Genomic DNA, 17517 nt, shown 5'->3' with positions numbered 1-17517 from the left:
TCACCGCCAACGGGTTTGGCGGGGAATGTCATCTGGATACGCCGATGGTCAACCGGGTACATGTGGTGCTACTCAACAAGATCGACCTGTTGCCGCACCTCGACATCGAGTTGCAGGCATTTCTGGACACGATCGCCCAGACGAATCCGCGCGCCCACGTGATTCGGAGTGAGCGCGCGGACCGGTGAAGGTTTGGAGCAGTGGTACAGCTGGATCGATACCGCTGTGGTCAGACCTCGACGATGAGTTCGACCTCAACCGGTGCACCGAGCGGCAGTTCGGCGACGCCCACCGCTGATCGGGCGTGAGCCCCGGCCTCACCGAAGATCTCACCGAGCAGGTGCGAGGCGCCGTTGATGACGGTCGGCTGTCCGGTGAACCCGGGTGCCGATGCCACGAATCCGACGACCTTGACGATCCGCTTGATCGAGTCGATACCCACCAGCGCGTCGATGGCGGCCAGCGCGTTCAGCGCGCAGATCCGTGCGGCGTCGGCGGCAGCGTCGGGCCGGACCACACCTTCGGCTCCCTCGGACACCTTGCCGTGCGCGGTGAGCTCGCCACCGAGCATCGGCAACTGACCCGACGTGTAGACGAGGTTGCCGGTCTGGACGGCCGGCACGTATGCGGCAAGGGGCGCCACCACTTTGGGGAGCACGATGTTCAGTTCAGTCAGTCGCTCCGACCAGGTCATATGCGCATCAGCCCTTCGCGCGCTTGAGGTAGGCGACGTGCTGTTCGCCGGTGGGTCCGGGCAGGACGCTGACCAGCTCCCAGCCGTCGGCACCCCACTGGTCGAGGATCTGTTTGGTGGCGTGGGTCAGAAGCGGAACGGTCACGTATTCCCAGGCAGTTGGCTCACTCATGTGCCCAGCCTAACGGCTGCATATGCGCAAGCCAGGGGCAGCCGCGCTCAGCCACCGGAACCACAGTCGGGCAAGCGGCAAAACTTGGACCCGAAGTCCGCGGCGCCATGTTGATCACCGGCTCTGATGGATAAGGTGAGCCGGTGACGTCAGAACAACCGCAGGGTTATCACTGGCCGGAAGCAGCCAGGAAAGCACGACTTCATTTCGTGTCAGGTAAGGGTGGGACCGGGAAGACGACCGTCGCGGCTGCGCTCGCGTTGGCTCTTGCGGCCGAGGGTAAGAAAGTGCTGCTCGTGGAATGCGAGGGGCGGCAGGGCATCGCGCAGATATTCGACGTTCCGCCGCTGGCACCAACCGAGACCAAAGTCGCGACCGCAGAGGGCGGCGGCCAGGTCTCGGCGCTGGCCATCGACATCGAACACGCATTGCTCGAATATCTCGACATGTTCTACAACCTCGGATTCGCCGGTCGCGCCATGCGCCGGATCGGGGCGATCGATTTTGTCACCACCGTCGCGCCGGGGCTTCGCGATGTTCTGGTGACCGGAAAGATCAAAGAGTGCGTGGTCCGGACGGACAAGAAGGGCAACCGGATCTATGACGCGGTGGTCGTGGATTCACCACCGACGGGGCGGATCGGTAACTTCCTCGATGTCACCAAGGCGATGGCCGATCTGACCAAAACCGGTCCGCTCCGCAATCAGAGCGACGGTGTTGTGAAGCTGTTGCACTCCAGCGAGACCGTGGTGCATCTGGTGACCCTGCTCGAGGCGATGCCGATTCAGGAGACCATCGACGCGGTGGGCGAGCTCGAGGGCAAAGACCTGACAATCGGGTCGCTGATCATCAACAAGGTGTCGCCGCAGCACCTGCCTGCCGATTCGGTCACCGACATCGCCGATGGCGTGATCGACGCTGCCCGGCTGAGGACTCAGCTCGACGCCGCAGGCCTGACCGTCACCGAAGCCGACTTCGAGGGCCTGCTGACCGAGACCATCGAGCATGCCGGCCGGGTGCAGGCGCAGCTCGAGGCCGGGGCCGATCTGGAATCGTTGCACAAGGACAAGCTGCAACTCCCGGCCTTTGACGAAGGCATGGACCTCGGCGGTCTCTACGATCTGTCCGAGATCCTGCAGAAAGCGGGTGCCTGATGCCCATCGACCTGAAAATGGGTGCGATCCTCACCGATCCGGGCACCAAAGTTGTGATCTGTTGCGGCGCAGGCGGAGTCGGCAAGACCACCACTGCGGCGGCAATGGCGGTCTGGGCTGCCGAGCGCGGTCGCAAAGTTGTTGTGCTGACAATCGATCCGGCCAAACGCCTTGCCCAGTCGCTGGGCATGGACGAGCTGACCAACAGCCCACAGCCGGTGAAGATCGACGGCGAGGGAACGCTCGACGCGATGATGCTCGACATGCGCAGGACCTTCGACGAAATGGTCACGCAATACTCGCCACCCGATCGGGCCGAGGCGATCATGAACAACACCTTCTATCAGACGGTTGCCAGCTCGTTCTCCGGAACACAGGAATACATGGCAATGGAGAAGTTGGGCCAGCTTCTGGCACAGGATGATTGGGATCTTGTGGTGGTCGATACCCCACCGTCGCGCAATGCCTTGGATTTCCTCGATGCACCGCAGCGACTCGGCTCGTTCCTCGAAGGTCGCCTGATGAAGGTGCTCGTCGGCGGTGGACGTGGCGTAGGCCGCGTGGTCACCGGCGCCGTGGGCCTGGCAATGAAGGGCGTCTCGACGATCATCGGCGGCGAGACCCTGCGAGACGTGTCCGTGTTCGTACAGTCACTCGACACGATGTTCGGCAGCTTCCGCGAGCGGGCCAACAAGACCTACACGCTGCTCAAGCAGCCGGGGACCAAATTCGCGGTGGTTGCCACGGCCGAGCCGGATGCGCTGCGCGAAGCCGCATTTTTCGTCGACCGATTGTCGGAAGAAAAGATGCCGTTGGCCGGACTGATCCTCAACCGGACCCATCCGAACCTGACCAGCATCAGCGGATCGACAGCCGAGGCCGCCGCCTCGCAGATCGATGATCCGCTGACCAAGGCGATTCTGACCATTCACGCAGAGCGGGCCACCATCGGCAAGCGCGAGCTGCACCTCTTGCACAGCTTCACGACCTCACATCCCACGGTTCCGATCGTGGGTGTTCCGGCACTGCCGTTCGAGGTCGCGGACATGACGGCGTTACGTGCCGTAGCCGAAGAGCTCACGAACAAAGGCTGAAAACATGCGAGGAGGCGGTCTCCCCGGCCGCCTCCTTTGTTGATCTGCGCTGACTGCTCAACCAACGCCGACGATTTGACGCCTGCGCTGAGTTTCGAAGAACGTACTCCACGAGGTGACCTCGGGATGCTGACGCAGAAGTGCTCGACGCTGACGCTCCGTCATCCCGCCCCACACACCGAATTCGACGTGATTGTCGAGCGCATCGGCTCCACATTCGAGTTGCACCGGGCAATGCCGACAGATGGTTGCCGCCTTGCGCTGTGCTGCGCCACGGACAAACAGCTGGTCAGGATCAACCTCACGGCACCGTGCCCTGGCCACCCAGGCCAGCCTGGCTTCGTTCTCTATGGTCGCAGCTGCCGCTTTCGCCATGTGCATCCCCTGTCTAAAGCATATGAAGTACGCCTGGACTTGCATTTACCACTGAATGTTATGTGAGTCACATTCAAGTAGAACTAATCTATGGATCACACTCATGGACAGTCAAGACCTGGATTGAAAAAAGTGGCACTGACGTCCAAACAGATGAGGTATCGGGTCGATCTCAAGACCTTCGAACTCCTTCGAGGCACCCCCGGGTGACACGTATCGTGGCGGGCGTGTCGAAGTCGAAATCTTTAACTCTGCTCGTTGGATCCTGTGTCCTGGCCGGAGTTCTGGTCGCCGGCCTGCTCTTTCCGATCGCAGGCGGCTTCGGCCTCGTGTCGAATCGGGCGGCGGACACCATGCAGAACGTGTCGTCGGAGCTCATCGAGGGTCAGGTCCCCGAGGTCACGACCATGACCGACGTCAACGGCAAACCGATCGCGTATGTCTACGACCAACATCGCACCCAGGTCGGCTACAACGACATCTCCCCCGAGATGATCCGAGCAATCATCTCCGTCGAGGACCGCCGATTCCTCGATCACGACGGCGTCGACTGGAAAGGGACCATCCGTGCGTTCCTCAAGAACCAGTCGACCGGTGAGGTCCAGCAGGGCGCATCGACCATCGACCAGCAGTATGTGAAGAACTACCAGCTGCTGGTGCTCGCGCAGAACGACGCCGAGCGCCGCGCGGCCACCGAGACGACTCCGGCCCGCAAGCTCAAAGAGGTCCGCATGGCGTTGACCCTCGAGAAGACGCTCACCGAACAGATCAAGAGCGACCGGAACCTCAGCGACGCAGAGGCCAAGCAGGAGGCGAAGAAGGAGATCGTCACCCGTTATCTGAACGTGGTGCCGTTCGGTAACGGTGCCTACGGCATCGAAGCCGCCGCCCAGACCTACTTCGGCAAGCCTGCCAAGGATTTGAATGTGCCCGAGTCGGCCATGCTCGCAGGCATGGTCCAGTCGAGTTCGGCCCTGGATCCGTACACCAACCCCGAGGGTGTGACCGAACGCCGCAACGTCGTCCTCGAGACGATGGTCTCGAACTTCCCGAACCGTGCCGCCGAATACCAGGCCGCGATGAGCGCCCCGCTGGGCGTTGCCCCCTCCCCGATCACCATGCCCAACGGCTGCCTTTCCGCCGCCGACGCCGGATTCTTCTGCGACTACGCACTGCAGTTCCTGGCCGCCAACGGCATGAACCGCGAAGCCATCGCCCGTGGCGGTTACACGATCCGCACGACGCTCGATCCGGCCGTCCAGAGATCGACAGATGCCGGCGTGCAGAAGATCACCGACCCCAACCTCGAGGGCGTGGCAACGGTGATGAGTGTGATCAAGCCCGGCACCGAATCGCACGACATCATGTCGATGGCGTCGAGCCGCGCCTACGGACTCGATCAGAACGCGAACCAGACCGTCCAGCCACAGCCGTTCTCGATGGTCGGAGACGGCGCCGGATCGGTCTTCAAGATCTTCACCGTCGCCGCGGCCATGGAGAACGGGCTCGGCGCGGGATCGTCGTTGGTGGTCCCGGGATCGTTCCAGGCGCAGGGCATGGGTAGCAGTGATGGCGCCAACGGCTGTCCCCCGGCCAGCTATTGCGTCAAGAACGACGGCAGGTACCCGGCTCGGATGTCGATCACCGATGCTCTCGCGCAGTCGCCCAATACCGCGTTCGTGAAGCTGTTGCAGGACGTCGGTGTGGCCCCTGCCGTCGACATCGCAGTTCGGTTGGGCATGCGGTCGTACGCCAGCCCCGGCAGCTCGGGCAACGGCGAGCAGTCTCTCGCGGACTACTTCAAGCAGGGCAACCTCGGTTCGTTCACCCTGGGACCGACCGCGGTCAACGCGCTGGAGCTGTCGAACGTCGGCGCAACGCTGGCCTCACACGGTGTGTGGTGCCCGCCCAACCCGATCGCATCGATAACCCAGCCCAAGCGGGACCGCTATGGCAACGAGGTGGTCGACGCCAACGGTGCCCCCGCTGTCCAAGAAGTCGCGTTCGAGCGGCCCAAATGTGAGAAAGCCGTCGAACCCGGGCTCGCGGACACCCTCGCCAACGCCTTGAGTGCCGACGATCGCGGTGCGGGAACCGCTGCCGGTGCCGCTGGTTCGACCGGTTGGAGTCTGCCGCTGTCCAGCAAGACGGGCACCACCGAAGCCCACCGCTCATCGGCATTCGTCGGCTTCACCAACAATCTGGCTGCGGCCACCTACACCTACAACGATTCCCCGACGCCGTCTGAAATCTGCTCGGGCCCACTTCGGCAGTGCGGCGACGGAAACCTGTACGGCGGTAGTGAACCGGCTCGGACCTGGTTCACCGCGATCCTGCCGATCGCCAACAACTTCGGGCCCACCGTCCTACCGCCCAACGACCCGCGCTATGTCGCCGGAGTCGGCGGCACGTCCGTCCCGAACGTGGCAGGCATGAGTGTGAGTGCGGCCACCAGTCGCCTCGAGGACGCCGGATTCCGGGTCACGCGGGTCCAGACCGACAGCCCTGCGTCAGCGGGGACCGTCGTGTCGATGAGCCCTGAGGGCACCGCGATCGGTGGCAGCACCATCACCATCTACGTCAGCACCGGGCGAACGCAGCCGCCACCGCCACCACCGACGACACGTGCACCCGCTCTGCCGACGACGATCACCGTGCCGGGGATCGGCCCGATCGAGATACCGACACCACCCTGACCAAAATTCGCTCCACCTGCTTGCGTTCGATCCGTTTGCAACCGGATCAGACGCAAGTAGGTGGAGCGGATTTCGTTTACGCAGTTACTGCAAACGCGCGCGGACCGCGGCCGACAGGCGTTTGCCGTCGGCCCGGCCTGCTGCGAGGGCTGTGGCCTGTCCCATGATCTGGCCCATCTGCTTCATCGTCGGCTCGGCGCCCGTCTGCTCGGCGACCGCCGCGTAGGCCTGGTTCACCACTGCCTCGAGTTCGGCGTCGTCGAGCTGGCTCGGCAGGTAGCGGGCGATGATCTCGGCTTCGGCACGCTCCTTGGCGGCGAGTTCATCACGGTCGTTCTCGGCGAAGATCGAAGCCGCCTCCGCTCGCTTCTTGCTTTCGCGGGCAAGCACTTTGAGGACGTCGTCGTCGGTCAACTCACGTGCCGCCTTGCCAGAGACCTCTTCGGCACCGATCGCGGCGAGAACCATCCGCAACGTCCCGGTGACAACAGTTTCCTTGGCTTTCATGGCAGTGGTCAGATCGGCGCGGATCTGTTCCTTGATGGTCGACATGAGGTCAAAGCTACGCCGACGAGGTACCGCGCTCCCAACCTGTTTTCGCTCAGGGCATAGGCCGAGCAACCTGCGGGTTCGGGACCGGCGCGTATTCTGGGACCATGATTCAGGGACTACAAGGCGCTCCTGGGCGCGGGAATCAACTCTCACGCCCGACGCTGCAGCAGATCGCACTCGGTGCAGTTGCCGCAGGCGCAACCGGCCTGGCGTACGCAACTCTGGTGGAGCGCAATGCCTTTGCGCTGCGCCATCAGACGCTTCCGGTGCTCGAGCCCGGCGCGACGCCACTGCGGGTTCTGCACATCAGCGATCTGCACATGATGCCCGGCCAGCGCCTCAAGCAGGCCTGGGTCCAGGAACTCGCAGGCCTCAAGCCCGACCTGGTGGTCAACACCGGCGACAACCTGGCTCACCCCCAGGCGGTGCCCGCGGTGGTGCAGGCCCTCGGTGGACTGCTGTCGGTGCCCGGGTTGTTCGTTTTCGGCTCCAACGACTACTTCGGTCCGACCGCCAAGAACCCGCTGAAGTACTTCAAGAAGGACCACAAGCGTTCCCACGGTGAGCCGTTGCCCTGGCAGGATCTGCGGGCGGCCTTCACCGAGCGCGGCTGGCTCGACGCCACCCATTCGGTCCGTGAACTCGAGGTCGCCGGGGTCCGCGTGGCCGCCGCGGGCGTCGACGATCCACACATCGGACGGGACCGTTACGAGACCATCGAGGGACGCCCCAACCCGCTGGCCCACCTGCGCCTTGGTCTGACCCACTCCCCCGAGCCCCGCGTACTGGACCGGTTTGCCGACGACGGCTACGACCTCGTCATGGCAGGCCACACGCACGGTGGCCAGCTCTGCCTGCCGCTGTACGGCGCACTGGTGACCAACTGCCACCTCGACCGCTCGCGGGTCAAGGGACCGTCCGCGTGGGGCTCCTCGATGCGCCTGCACGTCAGTGCCGGCCTGGGCACCTCCCCGTACGCACCGGCCCGCTTCTGCTGCCGTCCGGAGGCGTCGCTGTTGACGCTCACACCGGTCTCGGATCACGACTCCGATTTTGACCAGGAAGGCTCTCTTCCGCCGATCAGCGCCGAAGCCAATTGAGGCCTCTGACCAGGCGATTTAATGCCTCGGGCGGACTGCGGTAAGCTATCGCAGGTTGATTGTCACGGGGTGTGGCGCAGCTTGGTAGCGTGCTTCGTTCGGGACGAAGAGGTCGTGGGTTCGAATCCCGCCACCCCGACAGAAAGACCGATTTCGATCGGTTTTACAAGATGTGTTGGTTGAGACACAAGCAGTGAGACCCCGGTCTCGGGAAACCGAGACCGGGGTTTCCTCGTTTCTGGAGACCCTCTTGCCGCTGTTCCAATCCGTTCGCGCTTGCAAAAGTTTCGCGATGTCCGATCCGGGTATAGAAACATGCACCCCACAATTCTTTGTGGACTGACAAGCAGTGTCGAAACTGCACGATCAGCATCATGAGAGGTCGACCATGGCAGCCCAGGACCCACAAGAACTCCGCACGACGGAGGTCCCTTCGGAAGATGTCGCAAACGAGGTGTTGTCGCCTGCGACACCTGGAGCAGAAAACCTGGGCTCTCCGGACGCCCAATCGGGCGCATCCGCCAGTTCAACCAAGACTGAAGACGAAGTGCCTGCCACTGACGACGACGTGCTGGCCCCTGCAACTCCCGGGGCAGAAGTCCTGGGGGTCGACGCGGATACCGAAGCGCCACAAGCCAACTAGGTCTCTGCCGACGGCCACGCGCCGGGCCTGGACGGGGGCGTCATGCCCCCGTCTTCGCCGGTCCTGAATCCTCTGACGCCGAACAAGATTGGCAGCCCCCAGGCACATCACCTGAGATATCCGGTGACCGAGGTCAGGGCACGGTCGGGATCGGCCTTCTCGATCGGATCAGTTGCGCTGCGCCGCGGTGGCCAGAATTGCCTGTCGCTTGGCCTGGTACGCCCGGATAGCAGGCGCGTTCTGGATCAGGACGGAGTCGGAACAGGTCATCAGCCACATGTCGGCGAGAACAAGCCGGTGCAGCGCCACGCTCAGTGCCAGAACGCCTTCGTCGAGACTGCGGATGAGTTCTGGTAGCCACCGGCCGGGATCAGTGGTCAGTGATCCGTCGAGGCGGGTCGCCGTCTGCAGGCACCACTCGACGAGGTCTTGGAACCGAGAGCGCGCCAGCATACGAAGGGCCTCGTCGATGTAGACGTCTTCCAGACCCTCGTCGCGCGCGAGGTCTTCGAGGAGGTCGTTGGCGAGGGCATCTCCACACGAGTACAGCCATGCTGCACACCAGTAGACGCCATCGGCACATTCAACGTCCTGCCATCGTCGAAGAGTGGCAAGAAGCGTTGTTGTCTCAGGTCCTGATTGCTGCACAGCGCTCGCCCGCTCTCCGTAACAAATCGCCCCCGGGTTCGATAAACAGTTGAGTATCACCAAGCCGACTGGCCAACACCATTGTCCACCCCTCCGCTAGAAGCTCTTCGATCCTAAACACATAATGGTCGGCTTCGCCCGGCAACAACTGAAACCCGACACGAAACTACACAACCGAATTGCTTAACCGGTCATTCCTAGTAAAACTCCCACAAGGGAAATATCTTTGGCAAACCGGCGGTCTCAAGCGGTCAAGAAGTATTGTGACACCCGCACTGACCTGCCCTGTAGTACAAACGTGCGAACTTTCGGGCACACCTACTTGATCGGCTTCTGTTTTCTAAGTTCACAAACAACTAACGCCGATCGTATCGAAAGCGAGCACTCGCAAAGTTTGTGATCCACAGGGTTCAGAAAAGCGATCGAGAATTACCAACGAAGTCCACTTACCCTTTCGGGCAAGTGGACTAATAGTAATTTCATTGCAATCAACAAATACCGGACGAGGAAAGGTGCTATCGCACGAAGCGATATCCCATGCCCGCTTCTGTCAGAAGGTGCCGCGGCCGGGTGGGATCCGGTTCGAGCTTACGCCGCAGGCTGGCCAGATATACACGTAAATAGTTCGTCTGGGTGCCGTACGACGGGCCCCAGACATGGCTGAGTATGTCGCGCTGGCTGACGAGCTTTCCTTCGTGCCGCACAAGCATCTCGAGCACACCCCACTCCGTGGGAGTCAGATGCACGGGCTCGCCGGCGCGAGTCACCTGTTTGGCCCGCAGGTCGACCGTGAAGGCATCGGTCTCGACCACTGGAGCGCCCTCATCGGTGCTGGCACTCCCCCGACGTACCGCTGCTCGTAGCCTCGCCAGGAACTCTTCCATCCCGAACGGTTTGGTCACGTAATCGTCGGCGCCGGCATCGAGGGCCTGCACCTTGTCTGCCGAATCGACGCGCGCGGACAGCACGATCACCGGCACATTGGTCCAGCCACGCAACCCGGCCAGCACGGTGAAACCGTCGATATCAGGCAAACCGAGATCGAGGACGATGACCTGAGGGTTGGTCTGCCCGGCTGCAGTCAGTGCACCCGCGCCGCTCGACGCGGTGGTGACGTCGAACCCGCGCGCGTTCAGGTTGATTCGGAGCGCACGAAGAATCTGGGGTTCATCATCGACGACCAGTACGCGCACCCGCTCACTCATCGCCGCGCTCCGATGGAGGGCCGACCGGAAGTTGGAATGACATCGTCAAGCCCCCGCCAGGGCTGACGCCAGGGATGATCTTGCTGTCCATGGCCTGAACGAACCCCTGGGCAACCGACAGCCCGAGTCCGACTCCCACGCCGTTGTCGTGATCACCGAGTCGCTGAAAGGCCGTGAAGATCTTGTCCCGATCATCAGCGGGAACACCCGGTCCGTGGTCGCATACCGAAATGGTGCACCGCGGCGGGTCATCGGCAGTGAGCCGGGCCCGGACCTGAACCGGACTCGACTGTCCACTGTGACGTAGGGCGTTGTCGATGAGGTTGGCGAGAACCCGCTCCAGCAGGCCCGGATCCGCGTAGACGAGGATGTGTTCGACATCGAGTTCGATGCGATTCGCGCCTGCCGGATCAAGCCGCGATATCCCGACCGTCGCCCCGCTCACCACCTCGGTCAGGTAGACCATCTGCAGATCGGGGCGGACGACACCCGCGGCCAGCCGCGACGAATCGAGCAGATTGCCCACCAGCGCGGTCAGATGATCGGTCGACTCCTCGATCGTCGCGAGCAATTCGGCGGTGTCCTCGGGGGAGAATGTGACGTCGGTACCCCGCAGACTCGACGCCGCCGCCTTGACCGCGGCCAGCGGGGTACGCAGATCGTGACTCACCGCCGACAACAGCGCCCTGCGCAATCGATCGGTTTCCGCGAGTGCACGCGCTTCTGACGCCTCGGCAGCCAGTTCGCGGCGCTCCACGATGCCCGCCGCCTGCGTGGCGACCGCGGACAGCACCTTGCGCTCTCGCCCACCGAGTTTCGGTCCCTTCAGCAGCATCTCGAACTCACTGCCGGGAACGGAACACACGGTGTCGGCATCGGCGGCCTCCGTCGGCGGGGTAGCACCGACCGCCCCCTCGACGGTGTTCGGATCCCGCCCACCCCGGCGGACCACGGATACCGCCTCCTGGTCGTACGTCTCTCGAACCCGTTGCAGCAGGCCCTCGAGGCCTTCACCACTGAGAACGGCTCCGGCGAATGTGGCCAGGAGTTCGGCGTCGCGACTGGCGCGCTGCGCCTGTGTCCGCCGGACGGTGGCTGAATCGACCAGGGCTGCGACGGCAATCGCAACAATCAGCATCACGATGATGGTGATGAGGTTGTCCGGCTCATTGATGGTGAAGGTGAATCGCGGATTCGTGAAGAAGTAGTTGAGCAGCAGTCCCGACAGAATCGCCGACAGTGCCGCCGGACCGATGCCACCGAGCATCGAGACCGCCAGTACCACCACGAAGAACAGCGCCGACTCACTGGCGAACCCCAACCAGCGATCCAGCAGACCCAGGAAGCCCGCCGCCACACAGGGAACAACCACGGCGGCAAGCCAGCTCAGCGGGTGATGAAACCGGGTTTGCCTGATGTCCAGCGGGTTCCGTGCCGTGGCCTCTTCGTGAGTGACCATGTGCACGTCGATCTTCCCTGAGTTCCGGACCACCGTGGCACCGACACCCTCGTCGAAGATCCGCTTCCACCGCGGGCGCCGCGACGTTCCCAGCACCAGCTGCGTGGCATTGATGCCGCGGGCGAACTCGAGCAACGCGACCGGAACATCGTCCCCGACGATCGTGTGGATCTGTGCACCGAACCCTTTGGCGATCTCGGTCAGTTTGACGATGTCGACCGCCGTCGGGTCGGCCAGTCCGTCGGCGCGCACGATGTGAACGACAACAAGTTCAGCACTTGATCTCGACGCGATCCGGCTCGCCCGCCGCAGCAGGGTCGCCGACTCGGGGCCGCCGGTCAGCGCCACCACCACTCGCTCGCGCGCCTCCCACGTCGCGGTGATGTCATGTGCGGCACGATATGCCGCCAGGTTGTCGTCGACCTGGTCGGCCAACCAGAGCAGCGCCAGCTCCCGGAGTGCGGTGAGGTTCCCCTGCCGGAAATAGTTGGCCAGTGCGCCGCCCACCCGGTCGTTGGGGTACACCTTGCCCGCAGCCAATCGTTGTCGCAGCGCCTGCGGAGCGATGTCGACGAGCTCGATCTCGTCGGCTTTGCGCACGACGTCATCGGGTACCGTCTCACGCTGCACGATGCCCGTGATCTCTTGGACAACGTCGTTGAGACTCTCCAGGTGCTGGATGTTGATCGTGGACAGCACGTCGATCCCGGCGTCGCGAAGCTCGTCGATGTCCTGCCACCGCTTGGCATTTCGCGAACCGGGGACGTTGGTGTGTGCGAACTCGTCAACCAGCGCCACCTGTGGACGGCGTGCCAGCACGGCGTCGAGGTCCATTTCTTCCAGAACCGTGCCGCGATACTCGATCTTCTGACGGGGGACGATCTCCAGACCGTCGGTCATGGCCGCGGTGACCGAGCGCCCATGCGACTCGACCACCGCGACCACCACATCAACGCCTTCGCCGACCAGCGCGTGGGCTTGCGCCAACATCTCGTACGTCTTGCCCACACCAGGTGCGCATCCGAGGAATACCTCGAGTCGTCCCCTGGTCTCTTTGCCGGCAGTCACTGCAGCGATCTTAGTCGCAGGCCGGAGCGGTCAGCCCCAGGTCGATGTTGACACCAAGAACGTTGACCGTCGGCTCCCCCAGGAATCCCAGCTGGCGACCGTTGGTGTTCTCGGCGACAATTCGCTCGACCTCGTCCACGGACTTCCCGTTCTCACGGGCCACCCGCGGTATCTGGAGCTGTGCGTAGGCCTCGCTGATGTGCGGATCCAGACTCGATCCCGATCCGGTGACGGCATCGACCGGCACCTGCTGCGGTCCGACGTTCTCCCGGGCGGCGATGATCTGCCTGCGCTCGTCGATCCATCCCGCGAGCTTGGCACTGTTCGGTCCCTGGTTACTGGCAGCCGAGGCGGCCGGGTCGCCCGGTGCCATCGGATCGTCAGCAGATCCCAGCACGCGAGCGTGTAGGAACTTGTCGGGTTGCCCGTTCTCCACCTGCGGGTCGATGCCGATCAGGCTCGATCCCACGACACAGCCGTTGCTGTCCTCCACTTTGGAGCCTTCTGCAGAGGACGAGGTGACTCTCGAAATCCCCCACACCACAGTGGGATAAGCGACGCCGAGGATCACCGTCATCGCCGCGAGGACCGCGACGGCAACTACACACTGCCGTATCCATGTCGACACAGAATTCATGTTCAACTACCCCATTCCCGGGAGAAAGCGGACCACCAGGTCGATCAGCCAGATTCCGATGAACGGCGTGACCACACCACCAAGTCCGTAGATCAAGAGGTTGCGGCCCAACAACTTTGACGCCGAGCTGGGCCGGTAACGAACGCCTCGCAACGACAACGGGATCAACGCCACGATGATCAGCGCATTGAAGATCACCGCCGAGGTGATGGCCGACTGCGCCGAATGCAAGCCCATGATGTTGAGCTTGTCGAGCTGCGGATAGATGCCGGTGAACAGCGCGGGCAGGATCGCGAAATACTTTGCCAGATCGTTGGCAAGGGAGAACGTCGTGAGCGCCCCTCGGGTGATCAACAACTGCTTGCCGATGGCCACCACGTCGATCAGTTTGGTCGGATCCGAATCCAGATCGACCATGTTGCCTGCCTCTTTGGCTGCCGAAGTACCGGTGTTCATCGCCAGACCGACATCGGCCTGTGCCAGTGCGGGTGCGTCGTTGGTGCCGTCACCGGTCATCGCGACCAGGCGCCCACCGGCCTGTTCCTTGCGGATCAGCGCCAGCTTGTCCTCGGGAGTCGCCTCGGCCACGAAGTCGTCGACCCCGGCCTCGGCGGCGATGGCCTTGGCGGTGAGCGGGTTGTCACCCGTGACCATCACGGTCCGGATGCCCATGGCCCGCAGCTGTGCGAAACGCTGTGCCATACCGGGTTTCACAACGTCGGACAGTGCGATGACACCCAGGACGCGCGCCTTTGTATCCCCGACCCGCACAGCGACGACCAACGGGGTTCCGCCGGCACCGGCAATGCGATCGACTTCATCGGAGACCTCGATCGGCGGCACACCGCCGTTGTCGCTCACCCACCGGAGTACCGAATCTGTCGCCCCCTTGCGGATTTGACGCACGCCTTCGCCGGTTCGCAGATCCATCCCGCTCATCCGGGTCTGGGCGGTGAAGGCGATGAACTCTCGAGAACCTCGGGTCTCGATATCGATCGACGCCGGATCGAGGCCGAACTCGTCTCGGCAGAGGTCGACGATACTGCGCCCTTCTGGCGTGTCGTCGGAAAGACTCGATTGGCATGCGGCCAAGGAGAGTTCCTTCGTGGTCACCCCCGGTGCGGCGACAAGGGATGTGGCGCGACGATTACCAAAGGTGATCGTGCCGGTCTTGTCCATCAGCAACGTATCGATGTCGCCTGCGGCCTCGACCGCACGGCCCGACATCGCCAGCACGTTGCGTTGCACCAACCGGTCCATACCGGCGATGCCGATCGACGAGAGCAGAGCACCGATGGTCGTCGGGATCAGACAGATCAGCAATGCGATGAGCTTGACCGCGTCCGGTGTCTGGCCCGCGTACTCCTGCATCGGACCGACTGCCACCACCGCCAACAGAAAGATGATGGTCAAGCTGGACAACAAGATGTCGAGGGCGATCTCGTTGGGCGTCTTCTTGCGCGATGCCCCCTCGACCAGCGCGATCATCCGGTCCACGAAAGACTCACCGGGCGAGGTGGTGATCTTGACGATGATCTTGTCCGACAGCACAACCGTGCCGCCCGTCACCGCACACCGATCACCACCCGATTCCCGGATGACCGGGGCAGATTCGCCGGTGATCGCCGACTCGTCAACTGTGGCAATACCTTCGACCACATCACCGTCGCCTGCGATGACCTCGCCTGCCTCGACCACGATCCGATCACCGATGACCAGCGCGCTACCGGAGATCTCGGTGATGCTCCCGTCCGCCTCGAGCTTGCGGGCCATGGTGTCCTGCTTGACCTTGCGCAGGCTTGCCGCCTGCGCCCGGCCACGGCCTTCGGCAACCGCTTCGGCCAGGTTGGCGAACAGAACCGTGAACCAGAGCCAGAACACCACCGCGAAGGAAAACCACGACGGCTGCCACACCGCAAGAACAGTGGTGACGATCGCGCCGATGTAGACCACGAACATCACCGGGTTGCGCGCCTGATCGCGGGGATTGAGTTTGCGGAGCGCCTGTGGCACCGAGGTGATGAGCTGCCGCGGATCGAATGCTCCGCTGCCTGCCAGATCATCATCCGCGATGTCGACGGGTGCAGGTCGCTGCGCCACCGATGTGGTCATGACAATGCCTCTGCTATTGGTCCCAGCGCCATCGCGGGGAAGAAGGTGAGCCCGGCAACAAGGAGTACGGTGCCGGTGACCAGGCCGCCGTAGAGGAGACCGTGGGTGGGAAGTGTTGCGCTACTGGTAGACCGGGGCTTTTGTGATGCCAGCAGCCCGGCGAGCGCCAGGACGAAGATGATCGGCAGGAATCGGCCGAGAAGCATCGCGAAGCCCAGAGATGTCTGGAACCAGTCACTGGTCACGGTGAGGCCGCCGAACGCGCTGCCGTTGTTGTTGGCGGCAGAAGCGTAGGCATACAACACTTCAGAGAAGCCGTGGATCGACTCGGTCGACCCCGGATCGCCGCTGTTTCCCTGAAACCCGGTGGTGGACGACAGGATGACCGTGATCGCGGTTCCGGTCAGCACCAACGCCGGCATTACCAGGATCGACAGGGCCGCCATCGTGATTTCGTGCTGACCGATCTTCTTGCCGAGGAACTGCGGGGTCCGGCCGACCAGCAGGCCACCAACGAACACCGCGATGATCGCAAGTACCAGCATCCCGTACAGACCGGTTCCGACGCCACCAGGTGCGACCTCACCGAGCAACATGTTCCAGATCAGCGCGCCGCCACCGGCGGCGGAATAGGAATCGTGTGCGGAGTTGACTGCGCCGGTAGATGTTCCGGTGGTCGAGACCGCAAACAATGCCGACCCCGGGACTCCGAACCGCTGTTCTTTGCCTTCCATCATGGCGCCGGCCGCCTGCGCAGCAATGCCGTTGGTACGTGACTCGAAGGCCCACACGACAGCCAGCATGCCGCTCCAGATCACCGCCATCACACCGAGAATCGTCAAACCCTGGCGACGATCGCCAACGAGGGTGCCGTAGGTGCGCGTCAAACAGACCGGAATGATCAGCAGTGCAAGGATTTCGACGATATTGCTCAGGGGTGTCGGATTGGAGAACGGATGAGCGGAGTTGGCCGACAGCGTGCCGCCTCCGTTGGTACCGAGTTCCTTGATCGCCTCCTGCGACGCAAACGGACCGACCACACTCGAACCATTCGATCCGTCGAGGCCGATGAAATCGAAGCCACTCTTGAACGACTGAACGGCACCCTGCGTGAGCAGAATGGCCGCGACGATGATGCTCAGCGGCAACAGGATCCGGAGTGCCGAACGGGTCATGTCGACCCAGAAGTTGCCGAGCTCCCCGTCACCCTTTTTCGCGATGATGCCGCGGATGAGCGCGACGGCAACCGCCAGCCCAACTGCCGCAGACAGGAAGTTCTGCACTGCCAGTCCGACCATCTGGGTCAGGTTGCTCATCACCACTTCGGGCGAGAAGGACTGCCAGTTGGTATTCGCGACAAACGAGATCGCGGTGTTGAAAGCCATGGCAGGCGATACGGAATCGCGGCCGTCACTCCAAGGCAGGACACCTTGCAGTCGTTGTAGCAGGTAGAGGAACACGATGCCGACGAAAGAGAATGCGATCAACGCGGTGGCGTAGCCGGTCCACGTCTGGGAGCGCTTGGGATCGATCCTGGCGATTTTGTAGATGAATCGTTCGGGCGCCCAATCGCGCGCACCGGAGAACACTCGGGCCATGTAGTCGCCGAGGGGCACATATGCCGCCGCGAGTACGAACACCACCACCCCGACCTGGAGCGCGGCAGCCAAAGAGGAGTTCACGCCTTAGAACCTTTCGGGAAATATGAGGGCGGCAAAGAGGTACAGCACGACGATCACTGCGAGGATCAGCAACACGACGTTGGTTGCTCCGTCGGCGGTCACCGGCGTGTTCTCGCAGCGACGGCACGCAGAACCAGCGCGCATGTTAGGAAACCGCCGCCGATTGCCAGCAGAAAAAAGAGATCTGACACGACCACTCCTGGAGAGATGCCGGGCTACTCCATCG

The 17517-nt window shown here is 63.0% G+C and carries 17 protein-coding genes and 1 tRNA gene; 7 read left to right on the top strand and 11 right to left on the bottom strand.

Annotation, left to right across the window (positions count from 1 at the left end):
- The first annotated feature begins 44 nt into the window (after nt 1–44).
- Entirely contained in the window at nt 45–188 is a 144-nt protein-coding gene (locus AC1TQG_RS12275) for a hypothetical protein (protein ID WP_482137172.1), read from the top strand.
- A gap of 41 nt (nt 189–229) precedes the next feature.
- Here the strand turns inward: AC1TQG_RS12275 and AC1TQG_RS12270 are convergent, their stop codons facing one another.
- Together AC1TQG_RS12270 and sp36 are read right to left on the bottom strand one after the other, a co-directional pair.
- Nucleotides 230–694 (bottom strand): RidA family protein, encoded by a 465-nt coding sequence (locus AC1TQG_RS12270; protein ID WP_482137171.1) that lies wholly within the window; start codon nt 692–694, stop codon nt 230–232.
- 7 nt (nt 695–701) lie between these two features.
- Complete coding sequence (gene sp36, locus AC1TQG_RS12265; protein ID WP_023956445.1) at nt 702–866, bottom strand: Sp36 family protein; 165 nt, start codon at nt 864–866, stop codon at nt 702–704.
- 143 nt (nt 867–1009) lie between these two features.
- Between sp36 and bagA the strand changes: the two genes are divergently transcribed.
- Complete coding sequence (bagA, locus tag AC1TQG_RS12260) at nt 1010–2020, top strand: ATPase BagA (protein WP_482137170.1); 1011 nt, start codon at nt 1010–1012, stop codon at nt 2018–2020.
- Nucleotides 2020–3114: an ATPase BagB gene (gene bagB, locus AC1TQG_RS12255; RefSeq protein ID WP_482137169.1), complete on the top strand. Its 1095-nt coding sequence runs from the start codon at nt 2020–2022 to the stop codon at nt 3112–3114. The genes bagA and bagB overlap by 1 nt, the downstream gene beginning before the upstream one ends.
- Before the next feature lie 57 nt (nt 3115–3171).
- Here the strand turns inward: bagB and AC1TQG_RS12250 are convergent, their stop codons facing one another.
- Nucleotides 3172–3489: a WhiB family transcriptional regulator gene (locus tag AC1TQG_RS12250; protein ID WP_482137168.1), complete on the bottom strand. Its 318-nt coding sequence runs from the start codon at nt 3487–3489 to the stop codon at nt 3172–3174.
- 227 nt (nt 3490–3716) lie between these two features.
- On the opposite strand from AC1TQG_RS12250, the gene AC1TQG_RS12245 reads away from it, so the two are divergent.
- Nucleotides 3717–6185 carry a penicillin-binding protein gene (locus tag AC1TQG_RS12245; protein WP_482137167.1) on the top strand — a complete coding sequence of 823 codons (2469 nt, stop codon included), beginning with the start codon at nt 3717–3719 and terminating at the stop codon, nt 6183–6185.
- 84 nt (nt 6186–6269) lie between these two features.
- Here AC1TQG_RS12245 and AC1TQG_RS12240 read toward each other — a convergent pair whose 3' ends face one another.
- Nucleotides 6270–6737, bottom strand: a complete 468-nt coding sequence (locus AC1TQG_RS12240; protein ID WP_482137166.1) for a GatB/YqeY domain-containing protein — start codon at nt 6735–6737, stop codon at nt 6270–6272.
- A gap of 104 nt (nt 6738–6841) precedes the next feature.
- On the opposite strand from AC1TQG_RS12240, the gene AC1TQG_RS12235 reads away from it, so the two are divergent.
- From AC1TQG_RS12235 to AC1TQG_RS12225, 3 genes are all read left to right on the top strand, one after another.
- Complete coding sequence (locus tag AC1TQG_RS12235; protein WP_482137165.1) at nt 6842–7837, top strand: metallophosphoesterase; 996 nt, start codon at nt 6842–6844, stop codon at nt 7835–7837.
- A 65-nt stretch (nt 7838–7902) separates the two neighbouring features.
- Nucleotides 7903–7976, top strand: a tRNA-Pro gene (locus AC1TQG_RS12230).
- A gap of 249 nt (nt 7977–8225) precedes the next feature.
- Nucleotides 8226–8480 carry a hypothetical protein gene (locus tag AC1TQG_RS12225; RefSeq protein ID WP_482137164.1) on the top strand — a complete coding sequence of 85 codons (255 nt, stop codon included), beginning with the start codon at nt 8226–8228 and terminating at the stop codon, nt 8478–8480.
- Between the two features lie 168 nt (nt 8481–8648).
- On the opposite strand, the gene AC1TQG_RS12220 is transcribed toward AC1TQG_RS12225, so the two are convergent.
- The 7 genes from AC1TQG_RS12220 to AC1TQG_RS12190 form a co-directional block, all read right to left on the bottom strand.
- Entirely contained in the window at nt 8649–9128 is a 480-nt protein-coding gene (locus AC1TQG_RS12220) for a hypothetical protein (RefSeq protein ID WP_482137163.1), read from the bottom strand.
- Nucleotides 9129–9643: 515 nt separating this feature from the next.
- Nucleotides 9644–10333 carry a response regulator gene (locus AC1TQG_RS12215; protein WP_482137162.1) on the bottom strand — a complete coding sequence of 230 codons (690 nt, stop codon included), beginning with the start codon at nt 10331–10333 and terminating at the stop codon, nt 9644–9646.
- The gene (locus tag AC1TQG_RS12210; RefSeq protein ID WP_482137161.1) at nt 10326–12860 is read right to left on the bottom strand and encodes a DUF4118 domain-containing protein; all 2535 of its coding nucleotides are present in this window, start codon (nt 12858–12860) and stop codon (nt 10326–10328) included. The genes AC1TQG_RS12215 and AC1TQG_RS12210 overlap by 8 nt, the downstream gene beginning before the upstream one ends.
- Before the next feature lie 10 nt (nt 12861–12870).
- Nucleotides 12871–13497, bottom strand: a complete 627-nt coding sequence (locus AC1TQG_RS12205) for a potassium-transporting ATPase subunit C (RefSeq protein WP_482137160.1) — start codon at nt 13495–13497, stop codon at nt 12871–12873.
- 6 nt (nt 13498–13503) lie between these two features.
- Nucleotides 13504–15609: a potassium-transporting ATPase subunit KdpB gene (gene kdpB / locus AC1TQG_RS12200; protein WP_482137159.1), complete on the bottom strand. Its 2106-nt coding sequence runs from the start codon at nt 15607–15609 to the stop codon at nt 13504–13506.
- Nucleotides 15606–17291 carry a potassium-transporting ATPase subunit KdpA gene (gene kdpA, locus AC1TQG_RS12195; protein WP_482137158.1) on the bottom strand — a complete coding sequence of 562 codons (1686 nt, stop codon included), beginning with the start codon at nt 17289–17291 and terminating at the stop codon, nt 15606–15608. Before kdpA ends, kdpB begins: the two co-directional genes overlap by 4 nt.
- A gap of 3 nt (nt 17292–17294) precedes the next feature.
- Nucleotides 17295–17435, bottom strand: coding sequence for a potassium-transporting ATPase subunit F (locus AC1TQG_RS12190; protein WP_482137157.1), 141 nt, complete (start codon nt 17433–17435; stop codon nt 17295–17297).
- Nucleotides 17436–17517 lie beyond the last annotated feature (82 nt).

It is taken from the genome of Williamsia sp. Y844, assembly GCF_056786475.1.
This window is presented reverse-complemented; position numbering and strand designations above follow the sequence as displayed.

What these genes read in the sequence shown, in the direction of transcription:
- AC1TQG_RS12225 (WP_482137164.1), top strand. Translation starts at nt 8,226, where the DNA reads ATGGCAGCCCAGGACCCACAAGAACTCCGCACGACGGAGGTCCCTTCG.
- AC1TQG_RS12240 (WP_482137166.1), bottom strand. Translation starts at nt 6,737, where the DNA reads ATGTCGACCATCAAGGAACAGATCCGCGCCGATCTGACCACTGCCATG.
- AC1TQG_RS12205 (WP_482137160.1), bottom strand. Translation starts at nt 13,497, where the DNA reads ATGAATTCTGTGTCGACATGGATACGGCAGTGTGTAGTTGCCGTCGCG.
- AC1TQG_RS12235 (WP_482137165.1), top strand. Translation starts at nt 6,842, where the DNA reads ATGATTCAGGGACTACAAGGCGCTCCTGGGCGCGGGAATCAACTCTCA.
- AC1TQG_RS12250 (WP_482137168.1), bottom strand. Translation starts at nt 3,489, where the DNA reads ATGGCGAAAGCGGCAGCTGCGACCATAGAGAACGAAGCCAGGCTGGCC.
- bagB (WP_482137169.1), top strand. Translation starts at nt 2,020, where the DNA reads ATGCCCATCGACCTGAAAATGGGTGCGATCCTCACCGATCCGGGCACC.
- AC1TQG_RS12270 (WP_482137171.1), bottom strand. Translation starts at nt 694, where the DNA reads ATGACCTGGTCGGAGCGACTGACTGAACTGAACATCGTGCTCCCCAAA.
- sp36 (WP_023956445.1), bottom strand. Translation starts at nt 866, where the DNA reads ATGAGTGAGCCAACTGCCTGGGAATACGTGACCGTTCCGCTTCTGACC.
- kdpB (WP_482137159.1), bottom strand. Translation starts at nt 15,609, where the DNA reads ATGACCACATCGGTGGCGCAGCGACCTGCACCCGTCGACATCGCGGAT.
- AC1TQG_RS12190 (WP_482137157.1), bottom strand. Translation starts at nt 17,435, where the DNA reads ATGCGCGCTGGTTCTGCGTGCCGTCGCTGCGAGAACACGCCGGTGACC.
- AC1TQG_RS12215 (WP_482137162.1), bottom strand. Translation starts at nt 10,333, where the DNA reads ATGAGTGAGCGGGTGCGCGTACTGGTCGTCGATGATGAACCCCAGATT.
- AC1TQG_RS12275 (WP_482137172.1), top strand. Translation starts at nt 45, where the DNA reads ATGGTCAACCGGGTACATGTGGTGCTACTCAACAAGATCGACCTGTTG.